This is a genomic window from Polaromonas sp., assembly GCF_016185115.1.
GTDB lineage: Bacteria > Pseudomonadota > Gammaproteobacteria > Burkholderiales > Burkholderiaceae_C > Polaromonas.
Map to the genome: position 1 here is coordinate 130341 of NZ_JACPOF010000029.1, position 14359 is coordinate 144699.

Consider the following 14359-nt stretch of genomic DNA (forward strand, 5'->3'; position numbering starts at 1 on the left):
ATCGCCTCAAGCTGCAGTTTCAAAACGGGCGTTCGCAGGGTTTCCCGAACAGGCTTCGCTTACAGGCCCACGTCCCGCGCCGCAATCACGGCATCTATCAATTCAACCAGCATGGCCGGCTCGACAGGCTTGACCAGGTGCCTGTCGAAGCCCGCTTCATCAGAGCGGCGACGGTCATCTGCCTGTCCCCAGCCGGTGCATGCCACCATGGTGCGGCCAGCCCCTCCGGGTTGCTCACGAATCTTGCGGCAGGCTTCATAGCCATTGAGCCTGGGCATGCCGATGTCGAGAAGCACGATCTGGGGGTCGAATTCCGCAGCAGCGCTCACGGCTGCTGCGCCGTCATGCACCTGCCGCACAGCAAATCCTGACAACTCAAGAAATGCGGTGAGGGTGGCAGCCGCATCCTCGTTGTCATCAGCAACCAGGATGCGAACCTCTGTGTCCTGCACGGGCCTGTCTTCAACAGGTTTATCAGGGGTCTCGACAACTTCTGCACGTTCACCCCCGGCAGCCAGGGGCATCCTCACCTCGAACTCGCTGCCAAAACCGAGCCCCTTGCTTCGTGCCTGAACGCTGCCGCCGTGCATGGTGATCAATTGTTTTGTCAGTGACAGGCCAATGCCCAGCCCGCCTCGCGACCTGGACAGCGCCGTCTGCACCTGGGAGAAAAGTTCGAACACGCGTTCCAGCTGATCGCTTGAAATGCCAATACCTGTGTCCTTGATGGTGATCACGGCTTCATGCTGCAATTTCTGGACATCAATGTCTATGCGCCCGCCTTTGTCCATGTATTTGGCTGCATTGTTGATAAGGTTCATGAAAGCCTGCGTCAATCGGGTGGAGTCGGCGTCAAACACAAGCTCCTGATCGGGAATCCTCAGCACCAGTTGATGCCCGCACTCGTCGATCAGCGGCCGGGCTGATTCAATCGCATCCTCGATGATGGACTTCGCGTTTACCCGGTCGCGGCGCAGTTCAATGCGGCCCTGGTTGATGCGGCTGACATCCATCAAATCGTCTATCAACCGGCTCATCGCCCGGACCTGACGGTCTATGACCTCGGCCGTCCACTGCAGGTCTGGTGTGCCCGCACCCTTCAGGCGCAGAAGCTGGACGGCATTGCGCACGGGCGCCAGGGGGTTGCGCAGCTCGTGTGCAAGCGTCGCCAGAAATTCGTCCTTGCGCCGGTTCACATCACGCAACCTGGCCTCACTCGCCTGCAGGGCGTTTGTCCTTTCGGTCACCTTTTTGTCCAGTGTGTCGTTGAGCTCGTTCAGCCGCTCTTCCGCCCTTCGCCGTTCTGCGATCTCATCCTGCAGCGCGCGGTTGGCGGTTTCCAGGGCACGGCCCCTGCGGTGCAATTCAGCAAAGATCGAAACCTTGGAACGCAGCACCGATGCGTTGACAGGCTTGAGAAGGTAGTCAACCGCACCGCTGCCGTAACCCGTAAGAACGTGCTGATCCTCGTTGTAATAGGCCGTGAGGAAAATGATGGGCACGCGGGCGGTTTTCTTGCGCTCCTTGACGAGCAGGGCCAGCTCGAAGCCGGTCATGTCGGGCATGCGCACATCCAGAACCAGCACCGCGAACTCATCGGCCATCAGGGCCAGCAGGGCCTCGGAGCCGGATCCAGCCCTGACCAGCCGATAGCCGGGATCATCAAGCACCGTTTCAAGAACCGTGAGGTTCTTGGGCTCGTCATCAACAATCAGGATATTGACCTGGTCTACAACCGGGGCCAATATTCCCGGCACCGACCCATGGGCGTCGGCGCTCATAGTCCCCTTTGCAGGCGGTGGCATGGCGTTCACCGGAATAACCATACACGCATCAGCGACAGCAACTGGTCGGTATTGACAGGTTTGGCGATGTAGTCGCTGGCACCCGCATCAAGGCATTTTTCACGGTCACCTTTCATGGCTTTGGCGGTCAGCGCCAGTATCGGGAGGGTACGGAATTTCGGATCCTTGCGGATTTCGCGCATGGTCTCATACCCGTCCATCTCCGGCATCATGATGTCCATCAGGACCATGACCACATCCGGGCTGTTCTGGATGATCTCGATGGCCTGGCGCCCATTGGTAGCGCTCAGCACGTCGACTTCGTGGTTTTCCAGCACGGAGGTCAGGGCAAAAATATTACGGGCGTCATCGTCAACGATCAGAACCTTGCGCCCGCGCAGCACTTCCGCCGAGTTATGCAGTTTATCCAGCATGGCCTGCTTCTGGGGAGGCAGAGCCGTCACGACACGGTGCAGGAACAGCGCGGTCTCATCCAGCAGCCTCTCCGGCGACTGCACATCCTTGAGCATGATGCTTTTGGCCATGGACTGCAGGCGCGCCTGCTCGTCCCTGCTCAGGTCCTTGCCCGTAAATACGACAACCGGCACGGCGGCAAGGGCAGGATCAGACTGTACTTTCTCAAGCAAATCAAAACCGGTCATGTCGGGAAGCCTCAGGTCCAGAACGACACAGTCGTAAGAATTCTCGCGCATGGCCGAGAGTGCATCTTCACCACTTCCGGCTGCCACGATCTCGATATCCTCATAACCTAGAAGTTCGACGACGGCATTGCGCTCCACTTCGTTGTCCTCAATGATCAGAAGACGTTTTTTGCGCGGTATCGTAAATTCCCTGATGCGGTCGAAAGCCACTTCAAGGCCCGTGGTGGTGGGCTCCTTGACAAGGTATGCAAAAGCGCCGTGCGCGAGCCCGTGTTGCTGCTCCTCTTCCATCGACACGATCTGCACGGGAATATGGCGCAAGGCGGGGTCGAGCTTCAGCTGGTTGAGTACCGTCCAGCCCAGCATGTCGGGCAGGAAGATATCCAGTGAAATTGCCGCAGGCTGGTATTGGCGGGCAAGTGCAAGGCCCTGCGCGCCCTTGGTGGCCACCACGCCCTTGAAGCCCTTGTCCCGGGCAAGGCCCAGCAGGATGCGCGCGTAATGCGGGTCGTCTTCAATGACCAGCAGGACCTGGTCCCCTGGCCTAATGCTGTCGCGGTCATCTGCGATGTGTTCCTCCCGTGCTGCCGGAAGGGCAATGACGGACCGTGAAATTTCCTTGCCCTGCTCCACGTCACGGGAAACGGTGGCGCCATCGGGCCCCGAATAATGAAGCGGAAGATACAGCGTGAAGCAGCTGCCCTGGCCATGAATGCTGGTCAGCCTGATTTCGCCGCCCAGCAGTACCGCCAGCTCGCGGCTGATCGCCAGCCCGAGGCCAGTACCGCCGTATTTGCGCGATGTGCCGGCATCGGCCTGCTGGAATGCCTCAAAGATGAGCCGCTGCTTTTCTGGCGCGACGCCTATGCCGGTGTCCTCAACGGCAAAGGCCACAACATGCTGGGCCTGGCTGAGCACTGGATGATCGGCACTCCAGCCTCTTGACGCCAGCCCCACACGGACCTCCACCTGTCCCTGCGACGTAAATTTGACGGCATTGGACAGCAGGTTTTTGAGAACCTGCTGCAAGCGCTTGGGATCGCTGTCCATCGAGCGCGGCAGGTCTTCTTCAAACCGGATAAAGAAAGGCAGGTTCTTGGCTTCAGCCACATGGCGGAAATTGCGGTCTATGTTGTCACGCAGGCTGGCAAACGAAATCTCTTCGACCTCGACAGTCACCGTGCCCGACTCGATCTTGGACAGGTCAAGAATATCGTTGATCAGATGCAACAGGTCCGTGCCTGAAGAATTGATGTTGCGCGAAAACTCGACCTGTTTGGCAGAAAGCGTGCCCGGTGAATTTTCTGCCAGTTGCTGGCTGAGAATCAAAATGGAATTCAGGGGCGTGCGCAACTCATGCGACATGTTGGCGAGGAATTCGGACTTGTATTTGGATGTCAGCGCCAGTTCTGATGCCTTTTCCTCAAGCGCTCCACGCGCCTGTTCCACTTCGCGGTTCTTGCGTTCGACCTCGGCATTCTGCTCGGCCAGCAGACGCGCCTTGGTTCCCAGTTCCTCATTCGTTTGCTGCAATTCACTTTGCCGTGATTGCAGCTCAACCGTGAGCTGCTGCGACTGCGTCAGCAGGCCTTCCGTACGCACCGTCGCCTCAATGGTGTTGAACACGGCGCCAATACCCAGGGCGAGCTGGTCGAGGAAATTCAGGTTGACGGCCGTAAAGGGGTGCAGCGACGCGAGTTCGATGACGGCCTTGGGCTCGTTCTCGAACAGGACCGGCAAAACAACAATGCTGACATGCAGTGAATCACCGAGGCTTGACGAAATGTTGACAAAGTCCGAAGGCACGTTCGTGAGCAATATGCGTTTTTTCTCAAGTGCGCATTGCCCGACCAGCCCCTCCCCGGGCCTGATCGTGGAAGGCAACCTGACGCTTCCCGACTGTGCGTAGCTTGACAGCAGCGTCATGCCGGCAGTGTCACCCGCTCCGCTGCAGTGGTAGACGGTGCCCTGGTGTGCATGCACCAGCGGGGCAAGTTCCGACAGCAGCATCTTGCCCACCGTATTCAGTTCACGCTGGCCCTGCAACATGCCCGTAAAACGCGCCAGATTGGTCTTGAGCCAGTCCTGCTCACGGTTGCTTTCCGTGGTCTCGCGCAGGTTGGAGATCATGGTGTTGATGTTGTCCTTGAGTTCGGACACCTCACCCTTGGCATCGACCTGGATGGAGCGCGTCAGGTCGCCTTTGGTGACCGCTGTGGCCACCTCGGCAATGGCACGCACCTGCGTGGTCAGGTTGGCCGCCAGAAGGTTGACGTTGCCGGTCAGGTCCTTCCAGGTACCTGCTGCACCGGGCACGTTGGCCTGGCCACCAAGCCGGCCGTCCACACCCACTTCACGCGCGACGTTGGTCACCTGATCAGCAAAAGTGGCCAGCGTGTCCGTCATGCCGTTGATGGTGTCGGCCAGCGCTGCGACCTCCCCTTTGGCCTGCACGGTGAGGCGCTGGCTGAGGTTGCCGTTTGCCACGGCAGTCACCACTTTCACGATACCCCGGACCTGCTCCGTCAGGTTGGACGCCATGAAGTTGACGTTGTCGGTCAGGTCCTTCCAGGTGCCGGCCACACCGCTCACCTCTGCCTGCCCGCCCAGCTTGCCCTCAGTGCCCACTTCACGAGCCACCCGCGTCACCTCACCCGCAAAGGCGTTGAGCTGATCCACCATGGTGTTGATGGTGTTCTTCAGTTCCAGGATTTCGCCTTTCACGTCCACCGTGATCTTGCGGTTCAGGTCACCACGCGCCACGGCCGTCGTCACCTCCGCAATATTTCGGACCTGGGTGGTCAGGTTGTTGGCCAGGCCGTTCACGGTATCGGTCAGGTCTTTCCATGTGCCGGCTACACCAGGCACCGCAGCCTGCCCGCCCAGCCGTCCTTCCGTACCCACTTCACGCGCGACACGCGTGACCTCGGATGCGAAGGAGCGCAACTGCTCCACCATGGTGTTGATGGTTTCCTTGAGCTGCAGGATTTCACCGCGCACGTCCACCGTGATCTTTTTGGACAGGTCGCCATTGGCCACGGCAATCGTCACTTCTGCAATGTTTCGCACCTGGCCTGTCAGGTTGGACGCCATCGAATTGACGTTGTCGGTCAGGTCCTTCCATGTACCCGCCACGCCCGGCACCTGCGCCTGCCCGCCCAGCTTGCCCTCGGTACCTACCTCACGTGCCACACGTGTGACCTCTGATGCAAAGGCTGACAGCTGGTCCACCATGGTGTTCATGGTTTCCTTGAGCTGCAGGATTTCACCCTTCACGTCCACAGTGATCTTGCGGCTCAGATCGCCACGCGCGATGGCCGTGGCGACGTCTGCAATATTGCGCACCTGGCCGGTCAGGTTGTTGGCCATGGAGTTGACGTTGTCCGTCAAATCTTTCCATGTACCGGCAACACCGGGCACCTGTGCCTGGCCGCCAAGCTTGCCGTCCGTCCCCACCTCCCGCGCCACGCGGCTCACCTCAGCTGCAAATGAGCGCAACTGGTCTACCATGGTGTTGATGGTTTCCTTCAGTTCGAGGATTTCCCCGCGTACGTCAACCGTGATCTTCTTTGACAAATCGCCGTTGGCGACGGCGATGGTCACCTCCGCGATGTTGCGAACCTGACCCGTCAGGTTGGAGGCCATGGAGTTGACGTTGTCGGTCAAATCCTTCCAGGTGCCGGCCACACCCTCCACCTCTGCCTGCCCACCCAGCTTGCCGTCAGTACCCACCTCGCGCGCCACCCGACTCACCTCGCCGGCAAAGGCGTTCAACTGGTCCACCATGGTGTTCATGGTTTCCTTCAGCTGAAGAATTTCACCCTTCACTTCCACGGTAATCTTGCGCGACAAGTCACCGCGTGCAATGGCTGTCGCGACGTCGGCAATGTTGCGCACCTGGCCTGTCAGGTTGGAGGCCATGAAGTTGACGTTGTCGGTCAGGTCTTTCCAGGTGCCAGCAACCCCCGGAACCTCGGCCTGGCCGCCCAGCTTGCCTTCGGTGCCGACCTCGCGGGCCACACGCGTAACTTCAGAGGCGAAGCCATTGAGCTGGTCCACCATGGTGTTGATGGTGTTTTTCAGCTCAAGGATTTCGCCCTTGACCTCAACCGTGATCTTGCGCGAGAGATCCCCCCGCGCCACGGCGGTCGTCACGTCGGCGATATTGCGCACCTGGCCTGTCAGGTTGTTGGCCATGGAATTGACGTTGTCGGTCAGGTCCTTCCAGGTACCGGCGACACCGCGCACCTGTGCCTGCCCGCCCAGCTTGCCGTCGGTGCCCACCTCGCGGGCGACGCGGGTCACTTCAGAGGCAAAGCCGTTCAGCTGATCCACCATGGTGTTCAGGGTGTTTTTGAGCTCAAGAATTTCACCCTTGACGTCCACCGTGATCTTTTTGGACAAATCGCCGTTGGCGACCGCTGTCGCCACGTCGGCAATATTGCGCACCTGGGCCGTCAGGTTGGAGGCCATCGAATTGACGTTGTCGGTCAGGTCTTTCCAGGTACCGGCCACACCGAGCACCTGGGCCTGCCCACCGAGTGCGCCTTCTGTCCCCACCTCCCGCGCAACCCGGCTGACCTCGCCGGCAAAACCATTGAGCTGGTCGACCATGGTGTTGATGGTGTTTTTGAGCTCCAGGATTTCGCCGCGCACGTCGGCCGTGATCTTCTTTGAAAGATCGCCTCGCGCCACTGCGGTTGTAACCTCTGCAATGTTTCGTACCTGCCCGGTCAGGTTGGAGGCCATGAAGTTGACACTGTCGGTCAGATCCTTCCATGTACCCGCCACGCCCGGCACGGCCGCCTGCCCACCCAGCTTGCCTTCGGTGCCCACCTCGCGGGCAACGCGGGTGACTTCCGATGCAAACCCGTTGAGCTGGTAGACCATCGTGTTGATGGTGTTTTTGAGTTCGAGAATTTCGCCCTTCACGTCCACCGTGATGGTCTTGGAGAGGTCGCCGTTGGCCACAGCCGTCGTCACCTCAGCAATATTGCGCACCTGGCCTGTCAGGTTGGATGCCATGAAGTTGACGTTGTCGGTCAGGTCCTTCCAGGTTCCTGCCACGCCGGGGACCTGCGCCTGACCGCCCAGCTTTCCTTCGGTGCCCACCTCACGCGCCACCCGGGTCACTTCGGATGCAAACCCGTTGAGCTGATCGACCATGGTGTTGATGGTTTCCTTGAGCGCGAGAATTTCGCCCTTCACCTCAACCGTGATTTTTGAAGACAGGTCGCCCTTGGCAATGGCGGTCGCAACGCCCGCAATATTTCGCACCTGGCCTGTCAGGTTGGACGCCATCGAATTCACGGAGTCGGTCAAATCCTTCCACGTCCCTGCCACGCCAGGCACCTGTGCCTGGCCGCCCAGCTTTCCTTCGGTGCCCACCTCGCGCGCCACCCGCGTCACTTCCGACGAAAAGCCGTTGAGCTGGTCGACCATGGTGTTGATGGTTTCTTTTAGCTCCAGAATCTCGCCCTTCACGTCCACCGTGATCTTGCGGCTCAAGTCACCACGCGCCACGGCCGTGGTCACAGTCGCAATATTGCGCACCTGCGAGGTCAGGTTGTTGGCCATCGAATTGACCGAATCGGTCAAATCCTTCCAGGTACCCGCAACCCCTGGCACCACGGCCTGCCCACCCAGGCGGCCGTCGGTGCCGACCTCACGTGCCACACGCGTCACCTCGGAAGCAAATGAACGCAACTGGTCAACCATGGTGTTGGTCGCTTCCTTCAGCTGCAAAATTTCCCCGCGCACATCCACCGTGATCTTTTTGGACAGGTCGCCGTTGGCCACCGCAATCGTCACATCCGCAATGTTGCGCACCTGGGCGGTCAGGTTGCCCGCCATCTGGTTGACCGAATCAGTCAGGTCTTTCCAGACACCTGAAACGCCCTTGACCTGCGCCTGGCCGCCGAGTTTGCCCTCGGTGCCGACCTCGCGCGCCACACGCGTCACTTCCGAGGTGAACACCGAGAGCTGTTCAATCATGGAGTTCACCAGCTTGGCCGAACGCAGGAACTCGCCCTTGAGCGCACGCCCGTCAACCTGGAGTTCCATGGACTGGCCCAGGTCGCCCTTGGCCACCGCGCCAATGGTTCGTGCGATATCCGTCGTTGGACGCACCAGATCGTCTATCAATGTGTTGAGGGAATCAACCTGCCCGGCCCATCCGCCGACCGCACCCGGTGCCGACATGCGCTGGGAAAGCCGCCCTTCCTTGCCAACACCGGTGCGCAACCGGTCGGCCTCCATGCTGATGCGTTCTGCATTGCCGATGGCGCGGTTGAACGCTTCGGCGATGCGGCCATTGGTCGCCGACCAGTCTGCAGGCAGCCTGACCTTGAAATCCCCCTCCGAGAAGGCCATCATCGCGGCGAGCATCTGACGCGACTCAATTTCTGCCATTTCTACCGTATTGGCGTTCAACGATGAAGTCGAAGCCGGGGACGAGGCCCTGTTCAATAACGAATCGTTGTCAACCGGTTTCTTCCTCGACCTGCTTTTTTTGAACGTTGGGTCTGTGACCTGATTCATGGAGCTTCCTCGATCCAGTTTTATGTTCGTAGTAGTGGTGCAGCGCAGCAATCGACGTTCCCCAACATCGATCACCGATGATTGTCTGGGGAATGTGTATGAAAATGTGTAGGACGCTACTGACACCCTCGACGGTCGTGGCATCGCCCCTTTAAAACAGGCATCAAAAAACCCGCTTTGACTGTAGCCAAAGCGGGTTTCAAACTTCTGGTCCAGCCCTTGCCGGGCCCATTCAAGGACGCCTTAATAGCCTATTTCACAAAGCGGTTCTTGAGCACCCCGATTCCCTGCACTTCCAGTTCGACCACATCGCCGGGTTTCAGAAAGCGCATGGTCTCCAGCCCGCAGCCCGAACCCACGGTGCCCGAGCCGAAGAACTCGCCGGAGAACAGAGTCTCGGAGCGTGAGGCATGCGCGATGCAGTCTTCAAACTTCCAGCGCATGGTGCCGCTGTTGCCGCCACCCCAGCGTTCGCCGTTGACACGTACTTCCATCTCCAGGCTGTAGGGGTCGGTCATCTCGTCTGCAGTGACCAGACAGGGGCCGAGGATGTTGCCGGTGTCAAAGTCCTTGCCCTTGCCGGGGCCGAGCTGGCCGGGCATGTCTATGACCTGTTCATCCCTGGCCGACACATCGTTGAAGATGGTGTAGCCGAAGATGTGTTCGCGTGCTTTCTCCTTGCTGATGTCTTTGCCGGGCTTGCCGATGAAGACGCCGAACTCAAGTTCAAAATCAAGCCGGCTTGAATAGCCGGGCCACATCACATCGGTGCCGGTACCCACCACGTTGAGGCGGTTGGGGTGGTAAAAAATCGGCCGCTGGTACCAGACCTCAGGGATGGTGAGGATGCCCTTTTCTTCCATCTCGCGCATGGCGGCTGCCGGGTCCGGCGCTGACGAGGCGCGCACCTCGCGGGATTTCTTGAAGGCCTCGACCAGGTGTTCCTCAAAACACAAAAAATCGCGCATCTGCGGCGGTGCGGGTATGGGCGACAGCAACTGCACATCTGCCAGCTTGTGCGTCACACCCGCTGGTTTTGCATCCACCAACTGCTGTGCGAGCCTGACGGACTGGTCGCTGTTTTCAGCCATGGCGAGCACGCTGGCCAGCATGGGTGATGGTTTGGCGTGCACAGCCTCATGCGCGGCCTGAAGGTCGATGACGGTGGCGCCCCCGTCTATCAGGGCGCCGGCTTTAGGGGTTGAGTTTTTACCCTGGAAGGTCACGAGTTTCATGGTTTGGTCTTTCCTGTCTTTGGTTTTTTGGAAGGGGCGTCCGGCTTGGTGGCCTTTGTCTCGCCGCCCAGAAATGCACTTGAGAAAAAGTTGACGATTTCATCGATGACGGCCTGCTCGTCGCCGATGTCGCAGACCTTTCCCGACAGCCGTTTCACACGGTCGGGGTTGGAAAGAATCAGAAGCAAGGCGCCTATGAAGAAGTGGTAGGCCCAGGCGACTTTTCTGGCGCTCATTCTGGGCAGGGCTTTCTGCATGGCAGCCATGAACTCGAGCGCAATCGGGTCAAGCAAATCCGACACAATGCCGCGCTTGCCCTCTGCCGGGTCGCCCACCTCACGCGCAATCAGGCGGCTGTAGGCCAGGCCGCCCGGTTGCCGGCGCATCTCTACCCAGGGCCGGGCGAGCGCATCGAGTACCTCACGTATGGGTGGCGACTTCTGGTCGAGCACGACGGCCAGCGCTTCACGCCGCAGGCTGGAGACCGGCACGATGCGCCGCTCGAACACGCCGCGGTAGAGCTTGTCTTTGGAGCCGAAGTGGTAGTTGACGAGCGCCAGCGTGACTTCTGCACTGACAGCGATGTCGCGCATCGATACGCCGTCAAGGCCGTGCTCGGAGAACAGTGTTTCTGCTGCGTCAAGGATGAGCACACGGGTGCGCTCGCCATTTTTATTCGCTGATGGAGCCTCGGACTGCGGAGTGCTGGCGGTTTTGGTCTTGGTCAGGGTTTTCATCAATTATTGGACGTTCGTTTAATTCTATGATTCAATCCGTTTATTGAACAGTCGTTCAACTATAGGGTTTACCCAAACCTGCATCAACAACCATCAAAGGAGCCAGACATGGTGTGGAAAGTCAGAAGAGTGGTCACGGGCCACGACGCAAGCGGCAAGTCGATATTTACCATGGACGGCCACGCGACCTGCGTGAAAGAGATGGAATCCATGCCCGGCCTGGCGCTGACGGACCTATGGGAGACAACGACGGCGCCTGCCGACAACGCGGGCAACCATGACCCTGCAGATCGCCCTGTGAAGCTCGAACCGCCCAAGGGCGGCAGCATTCTGCGCATTGTTGAATTTCCGCCGGACAAGGTGTGGCGCAACAACGCCGATGCGGCCACGGCCTTCACGTCGATAGGCGCGGGCCATGCGAACGACAAGGGCAACAGCGACCCCATGATGCACACAACCCTGACAGTGGACTACATCATCGTGCTCAAGGGCGAGATCTTCGCCATCATGGACGAGGGTGAAAAGCTGCTGAAACAGGGCGACATCCTGATCCAGCGCGGCACCCGCCATTCATGGAGTGTGCGCGGTGATGAACCCTGCATCGTCGCAGCCATCCTGGTCAGCGCCCTGCCCGTGCCGGGAAGTGCAGCCACCGCGCATTGAACACGAACAGCACAAACAGCCATCAACAACACAGAGACAAGAGCAAGAGCAAGACCATGACACGCAGAAAAATCATTCTTTCAACACTCGCTGCCGCCGCCTCGTTCGCCATCGGCATGGGCGCCAACCCGGCATTTGCCCAGGCCGCCTGGCCCAACAAGCCCGTGAAGCTGGTCGTACCCTTCCCTGCGGGCACATCGCCCGACACGACGGCACGGCTGGTCGGCGACAAGCTCTCGCAGATGTGGGGCCAGCCGGTGCTGGTCGACAACCGCGCAGGCGCAGCGGGCGGCATAGGCGCAGAGAACGTCAAGCAAAGCCCGGCTGACGGCCATACCGTGCTGTTCACGGTGTCGTCCGTCATCACCATCAACCCGCATGTGTATGCCACGCTGCGCTACAACCCGCTGACCGACTTCACCGGTGTGGCGACGGTGGCCATCATTCCATACGTGTTGATTGCGACACCCGCGGCGCCGTTCAACAACCTTGCAGAACTGGCAGAGGCTGCCAAACGCAAACCCGGCGGCATCGACTACGCATCCTACGGCGTGGGCTCGCAGACGCAGGTGGCGGTCGAGATGTGGTCCAAGCAGATGGGCATCAAGCTCAACCATGTGCCGTATGCAACCAACCCGTCTGCAGACCTGATGGGCGGCACCGTCAGCCTGCTGTTTGACCCGGCCACCACGGCCATACCGCTCATCAAGGGCAACAAGGTGAAAGCGATTGCGGTGTCCAGCGAGCAGCGCCTGGCCGCCCTGCCGAATGTGCCTACCGCGTCGGAGTTCATACCCGGCGCGGTATCCACCGCGTGGCACGGCATGTTTGTACCGAAAGGCACACCGCCTGCCGTGATTGCAAAGGTCAATGCCGATGTACTGAAGGTGCTGGCCATGCCCGACGTGCGCAGCCGCATCACCGACCTGGGCCTGCTTGTCGGCAGCGGCAGTGCTGAAGACCTGAACACCCGGGTGGTGGCCGAGCACGCCAGCTGGGGCCGCGAGATCCGCAACCTGAACATCAAGCTGCAATAAACGTCGGACAAAGAAACAAAAAGGAAAACACATGAGACAAGCGATACGCCGCGTGGTCACGGGCCACAACAAGAACGGCCAGTCGGTCATCACCATCGACGACGACGCACCCAACGCCACAGCCGTCGAAGGCTGGCCTGGCCTCTACATCACGGAGCTTTGGGTGACAGGCGAGATGCCCATCAACAACATGGGCGACACCGACCAGGGCGCACGCAAGATGCGGCACGACCCGACGCCCAACGGCACGGTATTCCGCGTGGTGGAGTTTCCGCCCGAAAGCAGGATGTCCGGCATCGACACCCAAAAAGCTTTTGAAGCCATGGGCAGCCACAACAAGCCCCGCGCGCAAGACTCGGCCAAACACGCCTCCATGCACAAGACCAATTCCATCGACTACCTGGTGGTGACCGCAGGCGAGATGTGGATGGTGATGGAAGAGGGCGAAACCCTGCTCAAGCCGGGCGACTGCATCGTGCAGCGCGGCACCAACCACGCCTGGGTCAACAAGAGCGACAAGCCCTGCATGCTGATGGCGATATTGATTGACGCGGTGCCTGCGCCCTGACGCTACCCGAGTAGAAAAAGCGGCCTCCGGCACCCTCGGAAACGGCGGGGCGCTGATTTGCACGTTTTCGCTCTGCGAAACATATTTGCGTTGTAATCGTTCCAGCCGGGACCCGATTTCCGGAATCCCATAACGAACCGGAGACACGCATGCAAATCAGCGCCGTCATGCGCTCGCTGGCCTTCATGGCCGCAGCCCTTTCCTGCCTTTCAGCCGTCCACGCGCAAAGCCCGGCCTACCCCGACAAGCCCATCAAGCTCGTGGTGCCCTACGCCCCCGGCGGGCCGACCGACCTGGTGGCGCGCTCGATGGCAACGACGCTGTCGCAACAGCTGCATCAACCCGTGGTGGTTGAAAACCGCGCCGGCGCGGGCGGCGTGATCGGCACCAGCTTCGTCGTCAATGCCCCTGCTGACGGCTACACCCTGCTGCTGGGCCTTCAGGGGCCCATCACCATCAACCCGGCGCTGACCAAGGTGCCTTACGACCCCTTCCGCGACCTGGTGGCGGTGCGCATGATTGCTTCGGCGCCCATGGTGTTGATGGCCAGCAAAAAGTCGGGCGTCGCCAAACTGGCCGACATCACGACGCTGTCAAAAACAAAAACATCGGGCCTGAACATAGGCTCGCCCGGTAACGGCAGCCTGCCTCACGTAGCGGCGGAGCTGATGAAGAACCAGACCGGCGCGAACCTTACCCACGTACCGTACAAGGGTGCCGGCCCGGCATTGGCCGACCTCACCGCCGGGCACATCGACCTGCTGTTCACGGATTTGCAGGTAGGCCTGCCTGCCATCCAGGCTGGCCTTGTCACGCCGCTGGCGGTCACCATCCCCATGCGTTCGCCCAAGCTGCCCAACCTGCCGACCATGGCAGAGTCCGGCTTCGGCAACACGCGCCTGGCCGGCTGGTATGGCATCTTTGCGCCGAAAAACACGCCACCCGCCGTGGTGGCCCAGATCAACAAGGCGGTGGACGGCATGTTCCAGGACGCGGCCTTCAAGCAGTTGCTCGAGAACCAGGGCGCGCAGCAAAGCACTGCGGACAATACCCAGTTCATGAAGTTCCTGCACGATGAATACGATCAGTGGTCAAAGCTCGGCAAGGCCATCACCATCAAGATGGATTGAGTC

8 protein-coding genes are annotated in these 14359 nt (G+C 60.0%); 4 read left to right on the forward strand and 4 right to left on the reverse strand.

What is annotated here, in order from left to right:
• Positions 1-59 precede the first annotated feature (59 nt).
• From HYX42_RS19480 to HYX42_RS19495, 4 genes are all read right to left on the reverse strand, one after another.
• Positions 60-1781 (reverse strand): response regulator, encoded by a 1722-nt coding sequence (locus tag HYX42_RS19480; protein ID WP_293406254.1) that lies wholly within the window; start codon positions 1779-1781, stop codon positions 60-62.
• A gap of 29 nt (positions 1782-1810) precedes the next feature.
• Entirely contained in the window at positions 1811-8857 is a 7047-nt protein-coding gene (locus tag HYX42_RS19485; RefSeq protein WP_293406804.1) for a HAMP domain-containing protein, read from the reverse strand.
• A gap of 380 nt (positions 8858-9237) precedes the next feature.
• Positions 9238-10221 (reverse strand): fumarylacetoacetate hydrolase family protein, encoded by a 984-nt coding sequence (locus HYX42_RS19490; protein WP_293406256.1) that lies wholly within the window; start codon positions 10219-10221, stop codon positions 9238-9240.
• A complete protein-coding gene (locus HYX42_RS19495; RefSeq protein WP_293406258.1) occupies positions 10218-10958 on the reverse strand; it encodes a TetR/AcrR family transcriptional regulator in 741 nt (246 codons plus the stop codon). Before HYX42_RS19495 ends, HYX42_RS19490 begins: the two co-directional genes overlap by 4 nt.
• A 108-nt stretch (positions 10959-11066) precedes the next feature.
• On the opposite strand from HYX42_RS19495, the gene HYX42_RS19500 reads away from it, so the two are divergent.
• The 4 genes from HYX42_RS19500 (at position 11067) to HYX42_RS19515 (ending at position 14356) form a co-directional block, all read left to right on the forward strand.
• Complete coding sequence (locus HYX42_RS19500; RefSeq protein ID WP_293406260.1) at positions 11067-11621, forward strand: cupin domain-containing protein; 555 nt, start codon at positions 11067-11069, stop codon at positions 11619-11621.
• A 56-nt stretch (positions 11622-11677) separates the two neighbouring features.
• The gene (locus HYX42_RS19505; RefSeq protein ID WP_293406262.1) at positions 11678-12658 is read left to right on the forward strand and encodes a tripartite tricarboxylate transporter substrate-binding protein; all 981 of its coding nucleotides are present in this window, start codon (positions 11678-11680) and stop codon (positions 12656-12658) included.
• 31 nt (positions 12659-12689) lie between these two features.
• Entirely contained in the window at positions 12690-13226 is a 537-nt protein-coding gene (locus HYX42_RS19510; protein ID WP_293406264.1) for a cupin domain-containing protein, read from the forward strand.
• 149 nt (positions 13227-13375) lie between these two features.
• Entirely contained in the window at positions 13376-14356 is a 981-nt protein-coding gene (locus tag HYX42_RS19515) for a tripartite tricarboxylate transporter substrate binding protein (protein WP_293406266.1), read from the forward strand.
• Positions 14357-14359 lie beyond the last annotated feature (3 nt).

What these genes read in the sequence shown, in the direction of transcription:
- HYX42_RS19500 (WP_293406260.1), top strand. Translation starts at nt 11,067, where the DNA reads ATGGTGTGGAAAGTCAGAAGAGTGGTCACGGGCCACGACGCAAGCGGC.
- HYX42_RS19490 (WP_293406256.1), bottom strand. Translation starts at nt 10,221, where the DNA reads ATGAAACTCGTGACCTTCCAGGGTAAAAACTCAACCCCTAAAGCCGGC.
- HYX42_RS19495 (WP_293406258.1), bottom strand. Translation starts at nt 10,958, where the DNA reads ATGAAAACCCTGACCAAGACCAAAACCGCCAGCACTCCGCAGTCCGAG.
- HYX42_RS19480 (WP_293406254.1), bottom strand. Translation starts at nt 1,781, where the DNA reads ATGAGCGCCGACGCCCATGGGTCGGTGCCGGGAATATTGGCCCCGGTT.
- HYX42_RS19510 (WP_293406264.1), top strand. Translation starts at nt 12,690, where the DNA reads ATGAGACAAGCGATACGCCGCGTGGTCACGGGCCACAACAAGAACGGC.
- HYX42_RS19515 (WP_293406266.1), top strand. Translation starts at nt 13,376, where the DNA reads ATGCAAATCAGCGCCGTCATGCGCTCGCTGGCCTTCATGGCCGCAGCC.
- HYX42_RS19485 (WP_293406804.1), bottom strand. Translation starts at nt 8,857, where the DNA reads ATGGCAGAAATTGAGTCGCGTCAGATGCTCGCCGCGATGATGGCCTTC.
- HYX42_RS19505 (WP_293406262.1), top strand. Translation starts at nt 11,678, where the DNA reads ATGACACGCAGAAAAATCATTCTTTCAACACTCGCTGCCGCCGCCTCG.